Here is a 19,360-nt window from a genome sequence, read left to right as displayed (position 1 = left end):
TACATGGTATGGGTCACAGATCCAGATACTCCTGCAGTTCGTAGGGGGTGACCTGGGCCCGGTAGCCCGCCCATTCCCGCCGCTTGTTGCGCAGGAAGAAGTCGAAGACGTGCTCGCCCAGCGTCTCGGCGACCAGCTCCGACCGCTCCATCGCCTGCAACGCCTCGTCCAGGCTGGTGGGCAGTTCCTTGAAACCCATGGCCCGGCGCTCGGCCTGGGTCAGCGACCACACGTCGTCCTCGGCCTCCGGCGGCAGCGTGTAGCCCTTCTCGATCCCGCGCAGCCCGGCGGCCAGCAGCACCGCGAACGCCAGGTACGGATTGCAGGCGGAATCGGGGCTGCGGATCTCGACCCGCCGCGAGGAGGACTTGTTCGGCGTGTACATCGGCACCCGGACCAGCGCCGAGCGGTTGGACCGGCCCCACGACACCGCCGTCGGCGCCTCGCCGCCGTGCACCAGGCGCTTGTAGGAGTTCACCCACTGGTTGGTGACCGCGCTGATCTCGTTGGCGTGCTCCAGGACACCGGCGATGAAGGCCCGCGCGGTCTCCGAGAGGTTGAGCGGATCGTCCGGATCGGCGAAGGCGTTCTGCTCACCCTCGAACAGGCTCATGTGGGTGTGCATGGCCGAGCCCGGATGCTCCGCGAACGGCTTGGGCATGAACGACGCCCGCACACCCTCGTCGATCGCCACCTCCTTGATGAGGTAGCGGAAGGTCATCACGTTGTCGGCCATGGACAGCGCGTCGGCGTAGCGCAGGTCGATCTCCTGCTGGCCGGGGGCGCCCTCGTGATGGCTGAACTCCACCGAGATGCCCATCGACTCCAGCGCGTCGATGGCGTGGCGGCGGAAGTTCGGCGCCTCGTCGTGCACCGCCTGGTCGAAGAAGCCGCCGTTGTCGACCGGGACCGGGGCCGAGTTGGGGAGCCCGGCCTTCAGCAGGAAGAACTCGATCTCCGGATGCACATAGCAACTGAAGCCGAGATCGGCGGCCTTGTTCAGCTGCCGGCGCAGCACGTGGCGCGGGTCGGCCCAGGACGGCGAACCGTCGGGCATGGCGATGTCACAGAACATCCGGGCGGAATGCTGATGGCCCTTGCTGGTGGCCCAGGGCAGCACCTGGAAGGTCGAGGGGTCCGGCTTGGCGACCATGTCGGCCTCCGAGACGCGAGCGAAGCCCTCGATCGCCGAACCGTCGAAGCCGATACCCTCCTCGAAGGCGCCCTCCAACTCCGCCGGCGCGATCGCGACCGACTTGAGATACCCCAAGACATCCGTGAACCACAGCCGTACGAAACGGATGTCACGCTCCTCGAGCGTCCGCAGCACGAATTCTTTCTGGCGATCCATACGCGCGAGCGTAAGCATGCCGAGTTAAATCCGTGTTACATGGCGAACACAGTGCTGAACTAACCACAGGTGAGCCCGCTCGGGGGCTCCTTCAGGTCGATCAGATAGTCGAACACCGCGTTGTCCACACAGGCCACTCCGCCGGAGAGGAACACGGTGTGCCGGGTGCCCTTGTTGGTGATCAGCGCGGCCCCCAGTTCCTGGGCCAGATCGACGCCGGCCTGATAGGGCGTGGCCGGATCCTGGGTGGTCGAGATGACCACCGTCTTCGGCAGTCCGGCTATCGAAACCTTGTGCGGGGTACCGGTATTGGGCACCGGCCAGAATGCGCACAACTCCAGCGGCGCCTGATCGCCGCCGTGACCGTCGTCGAGGAACGGAGCAACCTTCCGGTATTCGCGATCCTGCTCGTCGACCGCCTGGCGATCCTTGACCGCCGGATCGTCCACGCAGTGGATGGCCAGGAACGCGTCCTGGGAATTGTCGTAGCTGCCGTCGTTGCGGCGGCCGTTGTACAGATCCGCCAGCTTCAGCAGCAGATCGCCCGATCCGCTCGACAGCTGCGCCAGCCCGGCGCTGAGCACGTTCCAGTTGTCCTCGGCGTACAGGGTGTTCTGCACGCCGGTGATCGCGTCGCCGAACGACAGCCCACGGCCGTCCTTGGTCGGCGCCGGGTGGTCCCACAGCGGTGCGAGCAGGGTGCGGAATTTCGGCACCGCCTGCGCCGGATCCGGGCCCAGCGGACAGTCCGGCTTCGCGGCGCAGTCGGTGGCGTAGGCGTCGAACGCCTTCTGGAAGCCGGCGGCCTGCTGCACCGACTCCTTGATCGGGTCGGCGTCCGGATCGACCGCGCCGTCGAGCACCATCGCGCGCACCCGCTCCGGGAACCGCTCGGCGTACGAGTAACCCAGCCGGGTGCCGTACGAATAGCCGACGTAGGTGAGCTTCTGGTCGCCGAGCACGGCCCGGATCACATCCATGTCCTGCACCACCTCACGGGTGCCGACATGCTCCAGGACGTCGTTGCCGGTGCGCTCCGAACAGTGCGCGGCGAACTGCTTGTTCTCGTCCTCCGCGGCGGCGACCCCGGCCGGCGAACCGTCCTTCGGCGGTTCCGCCCGTTCCGCATCCCACTCCTGGGCGGTCAGGCAGCTGATCTGCGGCGTCGAGGCGCCGACGCCCCGCGGATCGAAGCCGACCCGGTCGAAATGCTGGGACAGGCGCGAGTCCTGGCCCTGCGTGGCCATCCACAGCCCGGCCTGGCCCGGACCGCCCGGGTTGAACAGCAGCGATCCGACCTTCTTCCCGGTCGCCTTGATCCGGGAGATCGCGATCTGCGCGGTGCCGCCGTCCGGATTCGCGTAATCGATCGGAACGGTGACGTGGGCACACTGGGTGCCGACCGGGAACCGGCTGCTCTGATCGCCGCCGAAGGTGTCGCACCCGCTCCACTGCACCGTCTGGTTGTAGAACTTCTCCAGCCCGGCGGGGGTCGGGACGGCCGGTGCGGGCGTGCCGGGCACCACCTGTGATGTCGAACACGCGGCGGCCGTCAACAGGGTGGCGGCCAGGACTGCACATCGACCGGATCGCGACAAGGTCATTGCACGATCCTGCCATCCACGGCCATGTGACCAATTCCATGGCCGTACCGCCTTCAGCGGCGTGTCGGACCGGGGCAGACTGGGCTGGTCTACACCACCCGGGGACCCACACGGGCCTCGAGGACCGACGAAAGGGACGATGATGTCCGAATCCACTTCGGAAACCCCTGCCTACGGCGCGGCGCCGCGGACTTCCAAGAAGACGCGAGTACAGCACCTGCAGCAGTGGAAGGCAGCCGGTGAGCGCTGGTCGATGCTCACCGCCTATGACTACTCGACGGCGAAGCTGTTCGACGAGGCCGGCATCCCCGTACTGCTGGTCGGCGACTCGGCCGCCAACGTCGTCTACGGCTACGACACCACGGTGCCGATCACCGTGGACGAGTTGCTCCCCCTGGTCCGCGGCGTGGTCCGCGGCGCTCCGCACGCCCTGGTCGTGGCCGATCTGCCGTTCGGCAGCTACGAGGGCAGCCCGGCCCAGGCCCTGGCCTCCGCCGTCCGCTTCCTGAAGGAGGGCGGCGCGCACGCGGTGAAACTCGAAGGCGGCGAACGCGTTGCGGAGCACATCGCCACCCTGACCGCCTCGGGCATCCCGGTCATCGCCCACATCGGCTTCACCCCGCAGAGCGTCAACACCCTCGGCGGCTTCCGGGTGCAGGGCCGCGGTGACGCCGCCGAGCAGCTGATCGCCGACGCCATCGCGGTCCAGGAGGCCGGGGCCGCCGCGGTCGTCATCGAAATGGTGCCGGCCGACCTGGCGGGCCAGGTCACCCGCAAACTGACCATCCCGACCGTCGGCATCGGCGCCGGCGCGGAATGCGACGCCCAGGTGCTGGTCTGGCAGGACATGGCCGGCTACACCAGCGGCAAGACCGCCCGCTTCGTGAAGCAGTTCACCCAGCTCGGCGACCAGCTCCGCACCGCCGCGGCCACCTACGCCGACGAGGTTCGCCGCGGGGTCTTCCCAGGTCCGGAACATATTTTCTGATCCGCACGGCCGATCCGCCGGACGCTGGAAAACCCGATGCGTCCGGCGGATCGTCCTGGGTACGGTCGCGCTCATGCCGCTCGCCCGCGTCACCACAGACCCGTCACCACAGACCCGTCACCACACCGGTCGCACCCCGGGTGCACATCCGGGCACGGCAATTCGGAGCCCACCGATGACCGTCCCCGTATCCGTGGCGAACCAGCCGCTACAACCGCTCGTGCAGTGGGCGACCGACGAATTGCTCTCCTCGGGCATCACCGTGACCGGCCCCGCCGAGGAGATGCGCCGCCGGGACTGGACCCTGCTCACCCGCATCCCCACCACCGCGGGCCCGGTCTGGGCCAAGGCATGCGCCCGCGCCTTCGCCCACGAGGGCCCGCTGCTGGCGGCCCTGCACCGCCTGGCACCCGACGCCGTCCTGAAACCCCTTGCCGTACACCGCGACAACGGCTGGTTCCTCACCCCCGACGGCGGCCCCACCCTGCCCGTCGACGCGGCCGACCGCACCTCGTTCGGCACCGCCGTCCGCACCGACCCGGATCGCTGGTCGGCCGCCCTGCACACATATGCCCTTGTGCAGCAACGCCTTTCCGCACACATCACCGAACTGCGCGCCACCGGCGTCCCCCACCTCCCACCGACCCGGTTGCTGGCGGTGTACCACCACTACGAACACCGCGTCCCCGGCCTGGCTCCCGCGATCACCGCTGCCGCCACCGAACTCGAGCGCTACGACCGCCTGAGCCTGGAACACAACGACCTGTTCCCCGGTCACGTCTTCGCCACCGGCACCAGGTTCTTCGACTGGGGCGACGCCCTCCTCACACACCCGTTCCTGTCGATGCGCACCCTCCGAGACCCGCACCGCGAGGCGTATTTCGACGCCTGGCGCAGCACCGGCCCCGTCACCCCCGCCGAAATCGACCTCGCCGAACGCCTTGCGCCCCTTGCCGCTCTGCACCCCTGGCGCACTCTCGACCTCTCCCCCGGCCATCCCGACGCAGCCCATGCCCCCTTCGTCGACGAACTACTCACCCACTTGCGCAACGGATTCCACGGCTGAGTGACGGTCGCACCAAGCCGTACCATCGGACACACCCATGCACGACACGCCGTGTTCGCTTGCAGCACAAAGGTTTCACATCGAGGTTTCACAATGACAGTGGCGCGGCTGCCGCGGCGCCGGTAGTTTGCCGGACATGGGGGAGAAACCGAGCAACCCACACGATGCCTATTTCCGGGCCGAGCTGTCGCAGGCCGAGACCGCGATCGGAGAGGTGCGGGGGGTACTGTCACCCGCAATCGCGACACGGTTCGACTGGACCGTGATGGAGCGGCAGTCCGTCAGTTTCGTGCCCGCGGAACTACGGAGCCGCTGGGCGGCTATCTGCCGAGGCTGCGCTTCCTGCTCGACGACGTCAATGCCATCGGGGTAGAGCAACTGCGGGCACGAAAGCCTGTGATCGTAGGTGTTGCACTGGCCGCGTTGCGCCTGGTGCCGGGCAATACGCATCTGGACGAGGATTTGGAGCCCCTCGAAGAGGATCTGCGGGAGCTGACTGAGCCACAGTTACGACGACTGCTGGAGTACATTTTTACCGTGGGCAGCACGAGCGCGAAGGCATTGCTGCCACTGATAGACCGGATCGGACCACACGCGAAGGGGGCCATGGTGATGATCTCACAAGCAATCCGGGACGAGCTCGCGGAAGGACTCCGCGACGAGGTTATAGAAGGACTTCGCGACGAGGTCATGGCGGGAGTCCGGGACGAGGTCATAGAAAAACTCCGCGACCAACTCACGGAAGGAGTCCGGGACGAGCTCAAGAAAGGACTCCGCAGCGAGGTCCTGGCAGAACTATTGACCGAAGAGTGGGCCGGGGGCCGCGTACAGGGCCAAGCCGAACTGGTGATCGACCAGATGTCGTATCGGTTCGGAGCGTTGTCCGACGATGTGACCTCCATAGTGCGTGCAGCAAGCCCGGCTCAACTGAAGGAATATTCCCGGCGCCTGTTCACGGCCTCGTCGGCCGACGACGTGGTCGGCGGATAGTTCGTCGCCGGTTCGGCCATGCGGCAGTTGCCGTTTCGGGGTGGATCGCGTACCGCCTCACGCTGTTGACGACTCGACGTCCAGGGGCACATACCGAGCAATCGGTGGCAGACTCGGACTCGACGGATCATGAGTGGAGGACTGGTAGATGGTGCACAGGCGGTGGGCAACTCGCGTGATGCTGGGGGTTGCGACGACGACGGCGGTACTGGTCGCCGGGTGCGGGACCAGTGGGTCGCCGGCGCCGGCCGGGTCCAGCGGGCCCGCCTCGTCCTCGACGTCGGCGCACGCCGGTGGGCCCGCCGTACCGACCGGTCCGGCGCAGGTGCAGGTCACCGACGCGGTCGGGAAGCAGCTGTGTGACGACATCCAGCCGCAGTTGTCGGACTGGCGGATCCAGGGGCCGACGCTGGGCCGGGCGGCGCTCAATATCGAGGTGCACGACTGGGCCTTCCGCAACGGTGCGATCAATCTCCAGGTGCTGGCCGACAAGGCTGTGATAGACCGGCTCATGGTCAAGAACTGCCCGGATGTCCGGACGCAGGCGTTGCAGGCGCTGGAGTTGAACGACCTCGCCTCGGGGATCGCGTTCTGATGCGCCCGCTGTACCCGGCCCTGGAACCGCATCGCAGCGGAATGCTCGACGTGGGCGACGGGCAGCAGCTGTACTGGGAGGAGAGCGGGAATCCGGACGGGAAGCCGGTGGTGTTCCTGCACGGCGGGCCCGGCGGCGGCACCTCGCCGTTCCATCGGCAGTTCTTCGATCCGCAGGCGTACCGGATCGTGCTGTTCGATCAGCGTGGCTGCGGGCGGTCCACCCCGCACATCGCCGACGGCGCGAGCCTGGAGACCAACACCACCTGGCATCTGGTGGCCGACATCGAGCGCTTGCGCGCATTCCTCCGGGTCGAGCGATGGCAGGTGTTCGGTGGCTCGTGGGGGTCGACGCTGGCGCTGGCCTATGCCGAAACTCATCCCGAACGGGTCACCGAGCTGGTGCTGCGCGGGGTCTTCCTGTTGCGCCGCAAGGAGATCGACTGGTATTACAACGGCAGTGCCGGATACATCTATCCGGACGAATGGGAGAAATTCCTGGCGCCGGTGCCGGAATCCGAGCGCCGAGGAGATCTCGTGAGCGCCTATCACCGATTGTTGAACGACGCCGACCCGCAGGTCGCCACGGCGGCCGCGGTCGCCTGGTCCAGCTGGGAGGGAGCGACGAGTTCGCTGCTGCCACAACCGGATCGGGTCACCGAATCGGCCGATCCGCGGTTCGCGCTGGCCTTCGCGAAGATCGAGAACCACTACTTCGTGCACGGCGCGTTCTTCGACGAGGACGCGCTGCTGCGTGACGTCGGCAAGATCGCGCACATCCCCGGCGTGATCGTGCAGGGCCGCTACGACGTGGTGTGCCCGGCGGTCAGCGCGTGGGATCTGCACCGGGCGTGGCCGAATTCACAGTTGCACCTGGTCACCGATGCCGGGCACGCCGCCGCCGAACCGGGCATCACCCACCATCTGGTCGAAGCGACCGACAAGTTCCGGGGCAGCTGATGAACACCTCCGCCGGTCCCGCGCTCGCCGCCGCCCTCGACGACGACGTCGACAGCCTGCTGACCACCGAGCCCGAAGTCCGCGCCGACGCGCCGGATTCGGTGCACCAGATGCGCGTCGCCACCCGGCGGCTGCGCAGCGTGTTGCGTTCCTATCGGACGGTGCTGCGGCAACACCGCGTCGACGAGATGCGCGGCGAATTGCAGTGGCTGGCGGGCTTGCTCGGCGTGGCCCGCGATGCCGAGGTGCGAGCGGAGCGGTTCGAAACCCTGCTCGCGGAACAACCGCCGGAGCAGCGCGCCGCCGCCGAGCGGCTGGTGTCCGACGAGCGCGCGAAATACGCTGCCGCCCATCGGGAGGTGCTCGACGCGCTGGACGGCGACCGCTATTCGGCGCTGCACGACCGACTGGTCCGATGGCACGACCACCCGCCGTTGGGTCGCCGGCACGCCAAGGCCGAGGCCGCCCGCGTCTTCTCCGGAGTGCTGCGCGACGACTTCCACCGCCTGCAACGGCTGGCCCACACCGGATCCAAGCTCACCGGTGACGAACGCATCGAACATCTGCACGAGATCCGCAAGGGCGCCAAGCGATTGCGGTATTCCGCGGAGGCGGCCGCCCGGATCCTCGATGGCCCGGCAGTGGAACTCGCCGACCGCGCCAAGAAATTGCAGACGGTGCTCGGCGACCATCGCGACGCCGTGGAGGCCCAGGCCGCCATCCGCTCCCGCGCGGTGATGGCCGCCGCCCGCGGCGCCGACACTTCCGGCTACGACGAGCTGGCCCAGGTCGAGGCCGATGCCGCCCGCAAGGCCCTCGAGGAATACCCGGCCGCGGCCGCCTTCCTGCGGCACAAGTACGGCAGCCGCTCGCTGCGCAAGGGGAAATCGAAGCGCCGCAAGAAGAAGTGACCGCGGGGTTGGTGGCCGCACTCGGCGGCGCGGGTACGACCGCCCGTTACGGCCGCAGCACCGAGACCAGGAATTCGGTCTGGTCGTAGACCGCCTTCTCGAACCAGTCGTCGAAGTAGATGTCGAAGTGGCCGATCGGATACCGCTTGACCACGGCGTGTTTGGTGCGGGCGGCGGCCGTCAGCACCGGCTTCACCGGTATCAGGGAATCGTTGTCGCACACCGAGTACAGCACCGGCACCTTGATGTTCTTGGTGCGCCGGTAGGGCGCGTCGAACAGCGTGGCCAGGGCGATGCGCGCGCCCACCTTCGGCTGGTACTTGCTGCTCTCCTCGGCGAGCAGCCCGAACCCGTGCGGCACGTCGGCGGCGCTCATCAGGGCGGCGGAATGCCGTCGACCGGCCAGCCGCACCCGTACCGGCTTGCGCCGGATCGGGCCGAACAGCACATCGGTCAGCGCCACCGTACCCGTCTTGATCAGGCTGATCGGCCCCTTCGCGCGCGCCGAGGCCTTACCGCTGGTGAACGGGCACTGCGCGACCACCGCCGCCAGGTAATCGTCCTCGTGCGCGATCGACAGCACGTGCCCGCCTCCGAAGGAGGTGCCCCACAGCGCGATTCGCGTCGCGTCGAAGCCCTTGAGGGTGCGGGCGTAGGCGATGGCGGCTCGCCAGTCGTCACGCTGGCGCCGGATGTGGATCACCTGCCGAGCGCTGCCCCCGCTGGCTCCGAAGCCGCGATAGTCGAACACCAGCACACCCATTCCGGCGGTGGCGAAACGACGCGCGTATCGATCCAGCCCCATTTCCCGGTCGGCGCCCAGGCCGTGCCCCATGATCACCAGCGGCCGCGGCTTGGGCGGACCGACCGGAAGATAGAGCCACGCTGCACATTGATCGCTTCCCGACGGGAACCCCACCTCGACACGCTCCATGGCCATTAACGGTAACGGGTAACACCCCCGCTCGCCGAGCGGGTTGCGGTGATTTCCGGCGGCCTCCCAGCCCTGGTGCGGGGGCCGCGACACGGGACCGGCATAATGTCCCGGACGAGTCGGTCGGGCGACTGCGGCGAGAGGGACGGGCACGACGGTGTCGCTGCCTCCTGTCGAGGAAAGTCCGGACTCCACAGAGCAGGGCGGTTGTTAACGGCAACCCGGGGTGACCCGCGGGACAGTGCCACAGAAAACAGACCGCCGGTGCCCGGCCCCAGGGCCGGACGCCGGTAAGGGTGAAACGGTGCGGTAAGAGCGCACCAGCGCCCCGGGTGACCGGGGCGGCTCGGTAAACCCCGCCCGGAGCAAGGTCGAAGGCCGCATTCCCTGTGAGTGCGGCTGCGCAGGCGTTCGAGGGCTGCTCGCCCGAGCCTGCGGGTGGGCCGCTCGAGGTGCCCGGCGACGGTGCACCCAGATGGATGGTCGCCCCCCGGCACCCGCCGGGGACAGGATCCGGCTTACAGACCGACTCGTCCCCCACCCGGATACCCGGTGTGCGGCCGAATTCGGCCGTGGCGCGGCGGGTGCGGCGGTGCCATCATCGAGGTACCGGCCCGCCAGCGGGCGGTCCGGCGGAGCGCGAACCCAGGTGGCGCAGGGCTATGGATATTGCGGGGATCATCGCAACCGTCGTCGGAGTGGGCGCCTTCGCCGGCGTCGTGGTGGCGAGTATGAGCCTGCGGGTGGTGCAGCAGTTCGAGCGGGGGCTGGTGTTCCGGTTCGGGCGGGTGCGCACCGTGCAGGAACCCGGTCTGCGCGTGCTGGTTCCGATCGTGGACAAGATGCGCCGGGTGCCGATGCGAATCGTCACGCTGCCGGTGCCCGCGCAGGAGGGCATCACCCGCGACAACGTCACGGTATGGGTGGACGCGGTGGTGTACTTCCGGGTGATCGATCCGGTCCGGGCGATCGTGGAGGTCCAGGACTACATGTTCGCGGTCGCGCAGGTCGCGCAGACCTCGTTGCGATCGATCATCGGCAAGAGCGATCTGGACGATCTGCTGTCCAGCCGCGAACAGCTCAACAAGGGGCTGGAGGTCATGATCGACAGCCCGGCGCTGGGCTGGGGCGTGCACATCGATCGGGTCGAGATCAAGGATGTGGCACTGCCGGAATCGATGAAGCGGTCCATGTCGCGGCAGGCGGAGGCCGAACGGGAACGCCGGGCCCGCATCATCACCGCGGAGGGTGAACTCCAGGCCTCGAGCATGCTCGCCGAGGCCGGTACCCGGATGTCCGCCGCCCCGGCCGCACTGCAACTGCGGCTGCTCCAGACCGTGGTAGAGGTTGCGGCGGAGAAGAACTCGACGCTGGTGCTGCCATTTCCGGTGGAGCTGTTGCGATTCCTGGAACGCTCCACCCTGCAACCGGACCAACCCGCGCAATCCGCCCCCGGCGACGCCGGAACCGTCCCGGCCGACTCGGGCGCCACGACCCCGGCGGAAACCGGGGACGAACCCTGAGCCGGTGGCGGATTTCCGGCCGGCGCCGTGTTCCGGGGCCGGCGGATCGGCGGAAAACATGCGGCGGCAACGCATTCGGCGGCGCCACCGCAGACCGGTGCGGGACTAGCCCGCGGGGCTGATGACGAGCAGCTGCGCCCAATAGGCGGCCTGCTCGGGGCCGAGCATCGGCAACAGGTAGTCGTAAACGATCGACGACATGCGGTGCTGAACTTCCTTCCTGACTCGACTGACGGCTTGACCCGCGCCACAGTAGCAGCGCCGTCGGCGAAACGCCGCAGACCCACCATATGGTTGCCGGTCACCGCGTGTCTCCGTTGAAAATCCGTGCTGAACTGGCCTGAGACGTGATGGACGTCATAGAGTGTTCGCGTTGGAAAGTTGCGCCGTGGGGTGGCGGCGAACTGAGGGTGTCAACGGACGTGGAAAGCAGGTTCTATCTATATGCGAGTAGTTCGCGCACTGGCCATCGGCGCTCTGATCGCCGGTGCTGCTTCGATTTCGGCCGCGCTGGGAGCCGGCACGGCGGGCGCGGTGGCGATCACCCCGGTGCCCGGTGGGGTGCAGGTCGATCTCACCCCCGGCGACACCCAGTGGGTGCACCAGACCCATGTCGGACAGGCGCTGGCCGGCCTGCCGCACCCGTCGGCGGCCTCCTTCGGTGAGGCGCTCGACTCGGCGGCGGACATGTCCTCGCAGTACCCGAGCGGCCGGGTCGTGTTCACGGTCTACGGGCCGCTCGATCAGCTCAACGGCACGATGCTGGCGTTGCAGTAAGAGGTCCGCTACACCTGGGTCGGGTTCCAGCCGCGGTGCTCGCCGCACGAGACAGCTTCGGCGAGCATCACTTTCGGGCCGGTTCCGGAACGCGAGATCCGGAACCGGCCCGTCGGTGCCCGCGGGCCGGTTACAGGTACGAGGTCTCGTTCACCAGCCGCACCGACGATCCGCCGTCCGGATAGAACTCGGCGATCGACAGCGAGGCGAGATCCAGATGCAGCCGGTACAGCAGTGACGGACCGACCCCCAGCGCCAGTTGCAGCAAGGTCTTGATCGGCGTCACGTGACTGACCACCAGGACGTTCCGCTCGGGGTACAGCGCGGCCAGATCCCGGCGCACCTGCTCCACCCGCTCGCGCACCCGGTCGAAACTCTCCCCACCGGGCGGCGGCAGCGACGGATCACCCAGCCAGGCCGCGTGCACCTCCGGATCCCGTTGCGCCGCTTCGCTGAACGTGAGCCCCTCCCACTCGCCGAAGTCCGTCTCGATCAGCCCGTCCAGCACCCGCACCGGGACATCCAGCGCCCGCGCCGCGGCCGTCGCGGTCTCCTGGGCCCGCTCCAGCGGCGAACTCACCACCGCGGCGATACCCCCCTTGGCAGCGAGATGTTCCGCCGCCCGCGCGGCCTGCTCCCGGCCGAGCGCCGTCAACGGCGGATTACCGCGACCGGAATACCGCCGCTGGATCGACAATTCGGTCTGACCGTGCCGTAGCAGCAGCAGGCGCGTCGGGCGGCCGACGGCGCCGGACCAACCCGGGCCACCGGAGGCCGCCGGTGCACCGCCACCGCTGCCCGTGGCCCCGGCGATGGCCGATGCCGCGCGCTCGGCAGGGGACGAATCCGACGGCACGACGGCGGCCGAATCCGACCCGGCCGCAGCGGGATCGGACCGCACCACGCCGGAATCGGACCCTGCGACGCCGGAATCGGATCGTGTACCGGAGGCGGACCGTGTCCCGTCGGCGGCGGACTGTGCGGCATCGATGGCGGCGCGCGCCGACCGGGGCCGCGCCGCGGCTGATTCGGCAGCCCGTGTCGAACCCGGCGAGGCACCGGCGGATTCGGACCGGGCAACACGCGCCGACTCGGCGGCCCGCACCGATTCGATCAGGGGCGCGTCGTCCATCGCCTCGTTCGCCAGCCGGTCGGCATGGGAGTTGTCCGCGCGCGGAATCCACTGGAAGCGGACGATATCGAAGCCGGAGACCAGCTGCCGGGCCTGGCCGGCGAGCGGAATCATGGCCGTGTGCTTGACCTTCCAGCGGCCGGACATCTGCTCCACGACCAGCTTGGAATCCATCCGGACGTCGACCTCGCTGGCGCCGAGTTCGGCGGCCGCCGCGAGACCCGCGATCAGACCCCGATATTCGGCGACATTGTTGGTCGCGACGCCGATCGACTCCTTGCGCTCGGCCAGCACCCGGCCGTGCCCGGAATCCCAGACCACCGCGCCGTAACCGGCCGGTCCCGGATTACCGCGGGAGCCACCGTCGGCCTCCACGATCACACGCGTCATCGTCTCTCCCTGTGTCACCACTGCGGTCGTCCCTCACGCGGCCGTACGACGCCGCGGATATCCGGGTGGCGGAACGCATTCCGCCACCCGTCCGGCTCACAGTCCCGATTGCTTGGTGCGGACCAGCACCGCGCCGCACTCCGGGCAGCGCACCACGACCGGCGGTTCGGTCTTCGCGATGCGGGCGATCTCGCCGCGGTCCAGTTCGATGCGGCAGGCGCCGCAACGGCGGGCCTGGAGCAGGGCGGCGCCGACGCCGTGGGCGCCACGCTGCTTGTCGTAGATGCCGAGCAGGTCCGCCGGGAACACGGTGACCAGCTGCCCACGGTCGGTCGTGCAACGCTGGGTGGCGACGTCGAGATCGGCGACCGCCTGATCCCGCAGCCGCATCGCGTCGGTCAGATCCTCCTCGGCCTTGCTGAGCCGGGCGCCCGCGTGCTGATGATCGGCGACGGCGGCCTCTCGCCGCTCCATCACCTCGAGCAGATCGTCCTCCAGGACGGTGCGACGGCGTTGCAGACTGGTGAGCTCGTGCTGCAACTCGGCGAGCTGCTTGGCGCCGACACTGCCGCTGTCGAGCATGCCGCGGTCGCGATCCTCGCGCTTGCGGACGCCGTCGATCTCGTTCTCCAGCTTGCGGATGTCCCGGTCGAGATCGTCGATCAGAATCTCCACCTTCACCGCGGCATCCTTGCGGGTGGAGCGCTCCGTCTCCAGCCGCTGCACCTCTTGCTGTTCGGGCAGCACCTTGCGGCGATGCTCGATGCGGGTCAGTTCGGCGTCGACGGCGGCGAGGTCGAGCAGCTTGGCCTGGATCGATGGTTCGACATTCAACGCGGAACGTACTCCTCGACACTATGGATGGTTCAGTGGGTGCAAACGGCCGCGGAGTGACCGGGACCGGAAGGTCAACGGTACTCCGCCCCCGGCCCGTTCCGCCCGAGCCCGCCCCTTCCACCGGCGCGGCCCGCGGAAATCGGGGCGCGAGCGGGCACCGCGCCGTGTCACGCTGACCTCATGGGTGAACATCACTACGCGGTCGAGGTGGTCTGGAGCGGGGCGACGACCGACTATCGCGGCTACTCCCGCAACCACGAGGCTCACGCCCCCGGCCGCCCGCCGATCCCGGGTTCCGCCGACCCCGCCTTCCACGGCGACCCGTCCCGCTGGAATCCGGAACAACTCCTCGTCGCCGCCCTCGCCGAATGCCACATGCTCTGGTACCTGCACCTCTGCGCCGACGCCGGGATCGTCGTCACCGACTACCACGACGCCGCCACCGGCACCATGGACGACCGGCGCTTCCTGCACGTCACCCTGCACCCGCACATCACCATCACCACGGCGGCCCACCTCGACACCGCCCGCACCCTGCACACCACCGGACACGCCCGCTGCTACCTGGCCAATTCCATGAACTTCCCCGTGCACCACGAACCGACCATCGTCACCGGGTGAGCGCACACCGCACGTCGATCACCCACGGCCGGTACACGATTCCGATCACCGCTCCCCGCGGGTCCCCGGCGGTACGAGCACACCGGCTCGTCGCCGCCGGCCATCCACCGTTCGGCACCCAACCGAAGCCTCTCGTCGGCGAGCACACTCGTCCCCCGGCCGGTGGGCAACCGATCGGTCAGTCGTCGGCGGCGCCGATCGTCCACGGGTCGGTGCGCAGTGTGGAGATCCGGGTGGTGACGGCCGGCAGAGCGGTGCGGACGACGGTGGCGGCCTGTGCGCACCACGGGAATTCGGTGGCCCAGTGAGCGGCGTCGATCAGTGCGGGGCCGCCGGCGCGCAACTGCTCGTCGACGGGGTGGTGGCGCAGGTCGGCCGTCACGTAGGCGTCGACGCCGAGGCGGGCGACGGTGCCCAGGAACGAATCTCCCGCGCCGCCGCACACGGCCACGGTGTGCACGAGGCGATCCGGATCGCCGGCGGCGCGCACGCCCCAGACGGTGCCGGGCAGGGCGGCGCGCACCCGGGCGGTGAAGGCGCGCAACGTTTCCGGCTTCGCGATGGCGCCCATACGACCGAGCCCGCACGAGGTCGGCAACGCCGCGCGCTCGGTGACGTGGAAGGCCGGGTCCGTGGCCGGATGCGCCGACCGCAGTGCCGTCAGCAGTGCGCGCCGGGCCGCCGGCGGCGCCACCACCACGATCCGGATCGGTTCACCCGCAGGCGATCCGGCGACCACACCGTGCCGGGCGCAGTCGTGCCCGGCGGCGGTGGCGCCGGCCGCCAGCAGCGCGTCGGTCACCGCGGTGGCCGCCTCGGCGGGTACGTGCACCGTCCATTCATCCACGGCCGCAGCAGATTTCGATTCCAGCGGACCGGACACGACGACTCCCAGCGCCGCCGCCAGCGCATCGGAGACCCCCGGATCGGCGGAGTCGGCATTGGTATGCGCGGTGAACAGCGCGCAGCCGTGCCGAATCAGCCGATGCACCAACGCCCCCTTCGGAGTGTCGGCGGCCACGGTGTCGACCCCGCGCAACAGCAGCGGATGGTGCACCACCAGAGCCTGTGCGCCCCAAGCGATCGCCTCGTCGACCACAGCAGCGGTGGCGTCCACGGCGAACAACACCCGCGACACCGGATCTGCCGGATCACCGCACACCAGCCCGACCGAGTCCCAGGACTCGGCCAGCCGGGGCGGATACGCCGCATCCAGCGCCGCAACCAGCTCCCGCACCGTCACACCCGCATCGACCTGTGCCACCGCGCCTCCTCACCGTCCACACCGAGGACCACACGCGCCGGGCGCCGAGCCCGGCCGAACCTCGGCGTCACCGCATGCCGGATGTCCGACACTACCGAAGACCCGGCGGGTCCCAGCCGACGTCCCGGCCACACCCGCCCACCCGATATCCGATCCGCCACCATCCGACCCACCAGCCACATTCGCGACACCCGACGGCCGATCCGGTACCGGCCGATCCGCCGACCACCTTCGACTCACCGGATGGCCGATCCGGCATCGGCCGATTGCCGGCGCCACTCGTCGCGCCGGTGGCAGGTTCCGGTACCGGCTCCCGCAGCGGTCAGAGGCCGATGTCGCGAACGGCGGTGATCAGCCGATCGACCACCGCGGACGGTCGCACGGCGAGGCGCAGATGGCCCGGCCCGAGCCCGGGGAAGGTGTCGCCGCGGCGTACGGCGATCCCCTTGTCCGCCAGCCGTTTCCGGAGCAGTTCGGCATCCGGGACGCGGATCAGCAGGAAGGGCCCGGCCGCGGGTTCGTGCACGTACACCCCGATCGCCCGCAATCGGGCCGTCATCGAGATCCGGTCGGCCGCGAGTTGCCTTGCCCGCGATTGTGCTTCGGTGACAGCGGCAGGTTCGGCGGTGGCGGCCACCGCTTCCAGTTGCAGGACGCCCAGCGGCCAATGTGGGCGACCGTGATTCAGGCGGGCCAGCACGCCGGGATCGCCGAGCGCGTAACCGCACCGCAGCCCGGCCAGCGCCCAGGTCTTGGTGAGACTGCGGAACACCAGGACATCCGGAAGTGATCGCCCGGCAAGCGATTCCACCTCTCCCGGGACGGCGTCGACGAATGCCTCGTCCACCACCACGATCCGGCCCGGCCGCCGCAGCCCCAGGATCCGCTCGGCGGGATGCAGCACCGAGGTGGGGTTGGTCGGATTGCCCACCACCACCAGGTCGGCCGCCACCGGCACCAGCGCCGGATCCAGCGCGTAGGGCGGCGGCAGCAGCACCCGTGTCACCGGTGTCCCGGCCTCACGCAGCGCGAATTCCGGCTCGGTGAACGACGGCTGCACCACAGCGGCCGCGACCGCCCCCAGCCGCGGCAGCATCGCGAACCCTTCGGCCGCACCCGCGAGCAGCAGCACCTCCTCCGGCGCCCGCCCGTGCCGAGCCGCCACCGCGGCCCGCACCGCCGCCTCCTCGGCCGCCGACGGGTATCGGCCCAATTCCCCCAGCCGCGACGCCAGCCGTTCCCGCAACCAGGCCGGCGGCCCCTCCCCCTGCACATTCACCGCGAAATCCAGCATCCCGGGTTCCGCATCCACATCCCCGTGATGCCGCAGGAGCTCCCGATCCACCGCCCATCGACCGGCCGCAGCCCTCGCATCGACGCCCCCCGGCCCCACACCCGCCTCATGCTCATCGCCAACCGGCTGATCACCGGCTGCCGAGCCCACACCCGCGTCCGGCTCATCGACGCCCCCCGGCCCCACACCCGTTCCCGGCCCGTGGACAGTCTCGGGGCCCACAGCCGACCCCGGCTCACCAGCGATCATCGACTCGCCGACCACGCCCACATACCTCCTCCGGTCATCGACGGCCACCGGTTCGGCCGATCACCACGATGGGCCTACCCGCGACGTGGACGATACGGCCGGCCGGATCCGCGCCCCCGCTGCCCTCGCACGACGACAGCACGCGCGGCGGGAGGTCACCGCTGTACGACGGTCTGTAGTGGTCTCGGGCACAGACGACACCCTACGTGGCCGCCCGCGGAGCCGACCGGACAGAATGGCTGTCGTGGGCGAGATGCACGTGACCTTCATCTGCACGGGAAACATCTGTCGATCGCCGATGGCCGAGAAGATCTTCGCCACGGCGGTGGAACAGGCGGGTCTCGCCGATCGGGTGCGGGTGACCAGCGCGGGTACCAGCGGCTGGCATTCCGGCGACGACGCCGACCGCCGGACCGACGCGCTGCTGCGGCGGCACGGGTACCCGACCGGGCACGTGGCCGCTGCGGTCGGACCGGACCATCTGGCCGCCGACCTGGTGATAGCGCTGGACACCACGCACGCGCGGGAGCTGGCCCGGCTCGGGGTGCCCACGGCGCGGCGGCGGCTGTTGCGATCCTTCGATCCGGACGCCGACGGCCCTGACGTACCCGACCCGTACTACGGCGACACCGCCGACTTCGAACTGGTCCGGGAGCAGATCGAGGCCGCGGTGCCCGGACTGCTCGACCAGGTGCGCGCGCAACTCGGTGAGCGCCGATGACCGTCCTGCGCCGGATCACCTTCCTGCTGCGGCCCAGCTGGGTGATCCTGGCCGCCGTCGTGGCGGCCTTCGCCTACCTGTGTTTCACGGTGCTCGCGCCCTGGCAGCTGGGGAAGAACGTCCGCACCTCGCACCGCAACGATCTGATCGCCGCGTCGGTGCGCGCCGATCCGGTCGACGTGGCGGGCCTGCTGAACGCGCCGGGCACGAAGGACAGCGAATGGCGGCGGGTGCTGGCCACCGGCCACTACGTGCCCGGATCCACGGTGCTGGAACGACTGCAACGGCTCGACGACAAACCGGCGTACGGGGTGCTGGCCGCCTTCCAGCTGGCCGACGGGCGGGAACTGCTGGTCGATCGTGGCCTGGTGGGCGCCGCCGACGGCATCCACCTCCCGCCGATCGCCGAGCCACCGGCCGGGCAGCAGCGGATCGAGGGCCGGGTCCGCAAGTCCGAGGGCGTCATTCCCGGCAAGGAACCGATGACTCAGGACGGCTACCGGCAGGTGTACTCGATCGATACCACCGAGGTGTCGACGGTGCTCGGCACCCCGCTGACCGTTGTACCCACCGGCGATCGCAGCGGCGGCTATCTGCAACTGTCCGACGGGCAGCCCGGCGCCTTCACCCCCGAGCCGCTGCCCCAGCTGGACGCCGGACCGTACCTGTCCTACGGCCTGCAATGGATCGCCTTCGGCGTCATGGCTCCGCTCGGCCTCGGCTACTTCGTCGTCGCCGAACTGCGCGAACGCCGCCGCGAGCGCACCCCCGCACCCGCCCCGGCAACCGCCACCGGACCGGCAACGTCCACCGGGCTCGCTCCGGCAGCTCGAGCCGAATCCGCGGCCGACGCCGCCGTCGCTACGAGCACCCCGGCACCACCGAAGACCAACGCCGACCGGCTCGCGGATCGCTACGGCGGGACACGTCGCTGACCAGCAGGTACCCGGCCACCGAGGGGGCAGGCAGTCCCGTGTAATGCCCTGCCCAGCAGGGCATATCGCGCAACCGCCACAATCCACCACTGTCGAGACGCGAAAACGGCTGCCCAACAGCATATTCAGCACCGAGCAGCTCATCAGCGCGGCGCGAAACGGCGGCCGAAGGGAGTCCGGCAGGTGCCGATGTCGCCCCGGGCGGACCGGCCGGTCTCG

Annotated in this window: 19 protein-coding genes and 1 other RNA gene; 13 read left to right on the top strand and 7 right to left on the bottom strand. The window is 69.5% G+C overall.

Annotation, left to right across the window (positions count from 1 at the left end; translation table 11 throughout):
• Positions 1–13: 13 nt before the first annotated feature.
• Together LBW94_RS40620 and LBW94_RS40615 are read right to left on the bottom strand one after the other, a co-directional pair.
• Positions 14–1,351, bottom strand: a complete 1,338-nt coding sequence (locus LBW94_RS40620; protein WP_225060376.1) for a glutamine synthetase family protein — start codon at positions 1,349–1,351, stop codon at positions 14–16.
• 59 nt (positions 1,352–1,410) lie between these two features.
• On the bottom strand, positions 1,411–2,955 hold the full coding sequence (locus LBW94_RS40615) for an alpha/beta hydrolase (RefSeq protein ID WP_225060375.1): 1,545 nt from the start codon (positions 2,953–2,955) through the stop codon (positions 1,411–1,413).
• Between the two features lie 142 nt (positions 2,956–3,097).
• On the opposite strand from LBW94_RS40615, the gene panB reads away from it, so the two are divergent.
• The 7 genes from panB to LBW94_RS40585 all read left to right on the top strand — a co-directional run bounded on the left by panB (position 3,098) and on the right by LBW94_RS40585 (position 8,464).
• Positions 3,098–3,943 (top strand): 3-methyl-2-oxobutanoate hydroxymethyltransferase, encoded by an 846-nt coding sequence (gene panB, locus LBW94_RS40610; RefSeq protein ID WP_225060397.1) that lies wholly within the window; start codon positions 3,098–3,100, stop codon positions 3,941–3,943.
• 175 nt (positions 3,944–4,118) lie between these two features.
• The gene (locus tag LBW94_RS40605; protein ID WP_225060374.1) at positions 4,119–5,009 is read left to right on the top strand and encodes a hypothetical protein; all 891 of its coding nucleotides are present in this window, start codon (positions 4,119–4,121) and stop codon (positions 5,007–5,009) included.
• 136 nt (positions 5,010–5,145) lie between these two features.
• Positions 5,146–5,382 carry an Rpn family recombination-promoting nuclease/putative transposase gene (locus LBW94_RS44665; RefSeq protein WP_225060373.1) on the top strand — a complete coding sequence of 79 codons (237 nt, stop codon included), beginning with the start codon at positions 5,146–5,148 and terminating at the stop codon, positions 5,380–5,382.
• 23 nt (positions 5,383–5,405) lie between these two features.
• The gene (locus LBW94_RS40600) at positions 5,406–5,999 is read left to right on the top strand and encodes a DUF4351 domain-containing protein (RefSeq protein ID WP_225060372.1); all 594 of its coding nucleotides are present in this window, start codon (positions 5,406–5,408) and stop codon (positions 5,997–5,999) included.
• A gap of 148 nt (positions 6,000–6,147) precedes the next feature.
• The gene (locus tag LBW94_RS40595) at positions 6,148–6,594 is read left to right on the top strand and encodes a hypothetical protein (protein ID WP_225060371.1); all 447 of its coding nucleotides are present in this window, start codon (positions 6,148–6,150) and stop codon (positions 6,592–6,594) included.
• Positions 6,594–7,553, top strand: a complete 960-nt coding sequence (pip, locus tag LBW94_RS40590) for a prolyl aminopeptidase (RefSeq protein ID WP_225060370.1) — start codon at positions 6,594–6,596, stop codon at positions 7,551–7,553. The genes LBW94_RS40595 and pip overlap by 1 nt, the downstream gene beginning before the upstream one ends.
• The gene (locus LBW94_RS40585) at positions 7,553–8,464 is read left to right on the top strand and encodes a CHAD domain-containing protein (protein ID WP_225060369.1); all 912 of its coding nucleotides are present in this window, start codon (positions 7,553–7,555) and stop codon (positions 8,462–8,464) included. Before pip ends, LBW94_RS40585 begins: the two co-directional genes overlap by 1 nt.
• A gap of 46 nt (positions 8,465–8,510) precedes the next feature.
• Here the strand turns inward: LBW94_RS40585 and LBW94_RS40580 are convergent, their stop codons facing one another.
• Positions 8,511–9,398, bottom strand: a complete 888-nt coding sequence (locus tag LBW94_RS40580; RefSeq protein ID WP_225060368.1) for an alpha/beta hydrolase — start codon at positions 9,396–9,398, stop codon at positions 8,511–8,513.
• A 115-nt stretch (positions 9,399–9,513) separates the two neighbouring features.
• On the opposite strand from LBW94_RS40580, the gene rnpB reads away from it, so the two are divergent.
• The 3 genes from rnpB to LBW94_RS40565 all read left to right on the top strand — a co-directional run bounded on the left by rnpB (position 9,514) and on the right by LBW94_RS40565 (position 11,698).
• Positions 9,514–9,935, top strand: an RNA gene (rnpB, locus tag LBW94_RS40575) — RNase P RNA component class A.
• A gap of 194 nt (positions 9,936–10,129) precedes the next feature.
• Complete coding sequence (locus LBW94_RS40570; protein ID WP_416277057.1) at positions 10,130–10,921, top strand: slipin family protein; 792 nt, start codon at positions 10,130–10,132, stop codon at positions 10,919–10,921.
• A gap of 444 nt (positions 10,922–11,365) precedes the next feature.
• Entirely contained in the window at positions 11,366–11,698 is a 333-nt protein-coding gene (locus LBW94_RS40565) for a hypothetical protein (protein ID WP_225060366.1), read from the top strand.
• A gap of 130 nt (positions 11,699–11,828) precedes the next feature.
• On the opposite strand, the gene LBW94_RS40560 is transcribed toward LBW94_RS40565, so the two are convergent.
• Both LBW94_RS40560 and LBW94_RS40555 read right to left on the bottom strand, forming a co-directional pair.
• Complete coding sequence (locus LBW94_RS40560; protein ID WP_225060365.1) at positions 11,829–13,220, bottom strand: bifunctional RNase H/acid phosphatase; 1,392 nt, start codon at positions 13,218–13,220, stop codon at positions 11,829–11,831.
• 96 nt (positions 13,221–13,316) lie between these two features.
• A complete protein-coding gene (locus LBW94_RS40555; protein ID WP_225060364.1) occupies positions 13,317–14,054 on the bottom strand; it encodes a zinc ribbon domain-containing protein in 738 nt (245 codons plus the stop codon).
• A gap of 183 nt (positions 14,055–14,237) precedes the next feature.
• Between LBW94_RS40555 and LBW94_RS40550 the strand changes: the two genes are divergently transcribed.
• Positions 14,238–14,678 (top strand): OsmC family protein, encoded by a 441-nt coding sequence (locus LBW94_RS40550; RefSeq protein WP_225060363.1) that lies wholly within the window; start codon positions 14,238–14,240, stop codon positions 14,676–14,678.
• A 178-nt stretch (positions 14,679–14,856) separates the two neighbouring features.
• Here the strand turns inward: LBW94_RS40550 and LBW94_RS40545 are convergent, their stop codons facing one another.
• Both LBW94_RS40545 and cobC read right to left on the bottom strand, forming a co-directional pair.
• Positions 14,857–15,942, bottom strand: coding sequence for a Nif3-like dinuclear metal center hexameric protein (locus LBW94_RS40545; RefSeq protein WP_225060362.1), 1,086 nt, complete (start codon positions 15,940–15,942; stop codon positions 14,857–14,859).
• Positions 15,943–16,264: 322 nt separating this feature from the next.
• Complete coding sequence (gene cobC / locus LBW94_RS40540) at positions 16,265–17,287, bottom strand: Rv2231c family pyridoxal phosphate-dependent protein CobC (protein ID WP_225060361.1); 1,023 nt, start codon at positions 17,285–17,287, stop codon at positions 16,265–16,267.
• 433 nt (positions 17,288–17,720) lie between these two features.
• Between cobC and LBW94_RS40535 the strand changes: the two genes are divergently transcribed.
• Positions 17,721–18,206, top strand: a complete 486-nt coding sequence (locus LBW94_RS40535; protein ID WP_225060360.1) for a low molecular weight protein-tyrosine-phosphatase — start codon at positions 17,721–17,723, stop codon at positions 18,204–18,206.
• A gap of 5 nt (positions 18,207–18,211) precedes the next feature.
• Positions 18,212–19,141, top strand: coding sequence for an SURF1 family protein (locus LBW94_RS40530; protein WP_225060396.1), 930 nt, complete (start codon positions 18,212–18,214; stop codon positions 19,139–19,141).
• Positions 19,142–19,360: the final 219 nt, after the last annotated feature.

It is taken from the genome of Nocardia sp. alder85J (assembly GCF_020176955.2).
GTDB lineage: Bacteria > Actinomycetota > Actinomycetes > Mycobacteriales > Mycobacteriaceae > Nocardia.
This window is presented reverse-complemented; position numbering and strand designations above follow the sequence as displayed.

Excerpts from the sequence above, each read along its gene's own strand:
- LBW94_RS40620 (WP_225060376.1), bottom strand. The coding sequence starts at position 1,351 with ATGGATCGCCAGAAAGAATTCGTGCTGCGGACGCTCGAGGAGCGTGAC.
- LBW94_RS40615 (WP_225060375.1), bottom strand. The coding sequence starts at position 2,955 with ATGACCTTGTCGCGATCCGGTCGATGTGCAGTCCTGGCCGCCACCCTG.
- panB (WP_225060397.1), top strand. The coding sequence starts at position 3,098 with ATGTCCGAATCCACTTCGGAAACCCCTGCCTACGGCGCGGCGCCGCGG.
- LBW94_RS40605 (WP_225060374.1), top strand. The coding sequence starts at position 4,119 with ATGACCGTCCCCGTATCCGTGGCGAACCAGCCGCTACAACCGCTCGTG.
- LBW94_RS44665 (WP_225060373.1), top strand. The coding sequence starts at position 5,146 with ATGGGGGAGAAACCGAGCAACCCACACGATGCCTATTTCCGGGCCGAG.
- LBW94_RS40595 (WP_225060371.1), top strand. The coding sequence starts at position 6,148 with ATGGTGCACAGGCGGTGGGCAACTCGCGTGATGCTGGGGGTTGCGACG.
- pip (WP_225060370.1), top strand. The coding sequence starts at position 6,594 with ATGCGCCCGCTGTACCCGGCCCTGGAACCGCATCGCAGCGGAATGCTC.
- LBW94_RS40585 (WP_225060369.1), top strand. The coding sequence starts at position 7,553 with ATGAACACCTCCGCCGGTCCCGCGCTCGCCGCCGCCCTCGACGACGAC.
- LBW94_RS40580 (WP_225060368.1), bottom strand. The coding sequence starts at position 9,398 with ATGGAGCGTGTCGAGGTGGGGTTCCCGTCGGGAAGCGATCAATGTGCA.
- LBW94_RS40570 (WP_416277057.1), top strand. The coding sequence starts at position 10,130 with ATGAGCCTGCGGGTGGTGCAGCAGTTCGAGCGGGGGCTGGTGTTCCGG.
- LBW94_RS40565 (WP_225060366.1), top strand. The coding sequence starts at position 11,366 with ATGCGAGTAGTTCGCGCACTGGCCATCGGCGCTCTGATCGCCGGTGCT.
- LBW94_RS40560 (WP_225060365.1), bottom strand. The coding sequence starts at position 13,220 with ATGACGCGTGTGATCGTGGAGGCCGACGGTGGCTCCCGCGGTAATCCG.
- LBW94_RS40550 (WP_225060363.1), top strand. The coding sequence starts at position 14,238 with ATGGGTGAACATCACTACGCGGTCGAGGTGGTCTGGAGCGGGGCGACG.
- LBW94_RS40535 (WP_225060360.1), top strand. The coding sequence starts at position 17,721 with ATGGCTGTCGTGGGCGAGATGCACGTGACCTTCATCTGCACGGGAAAC.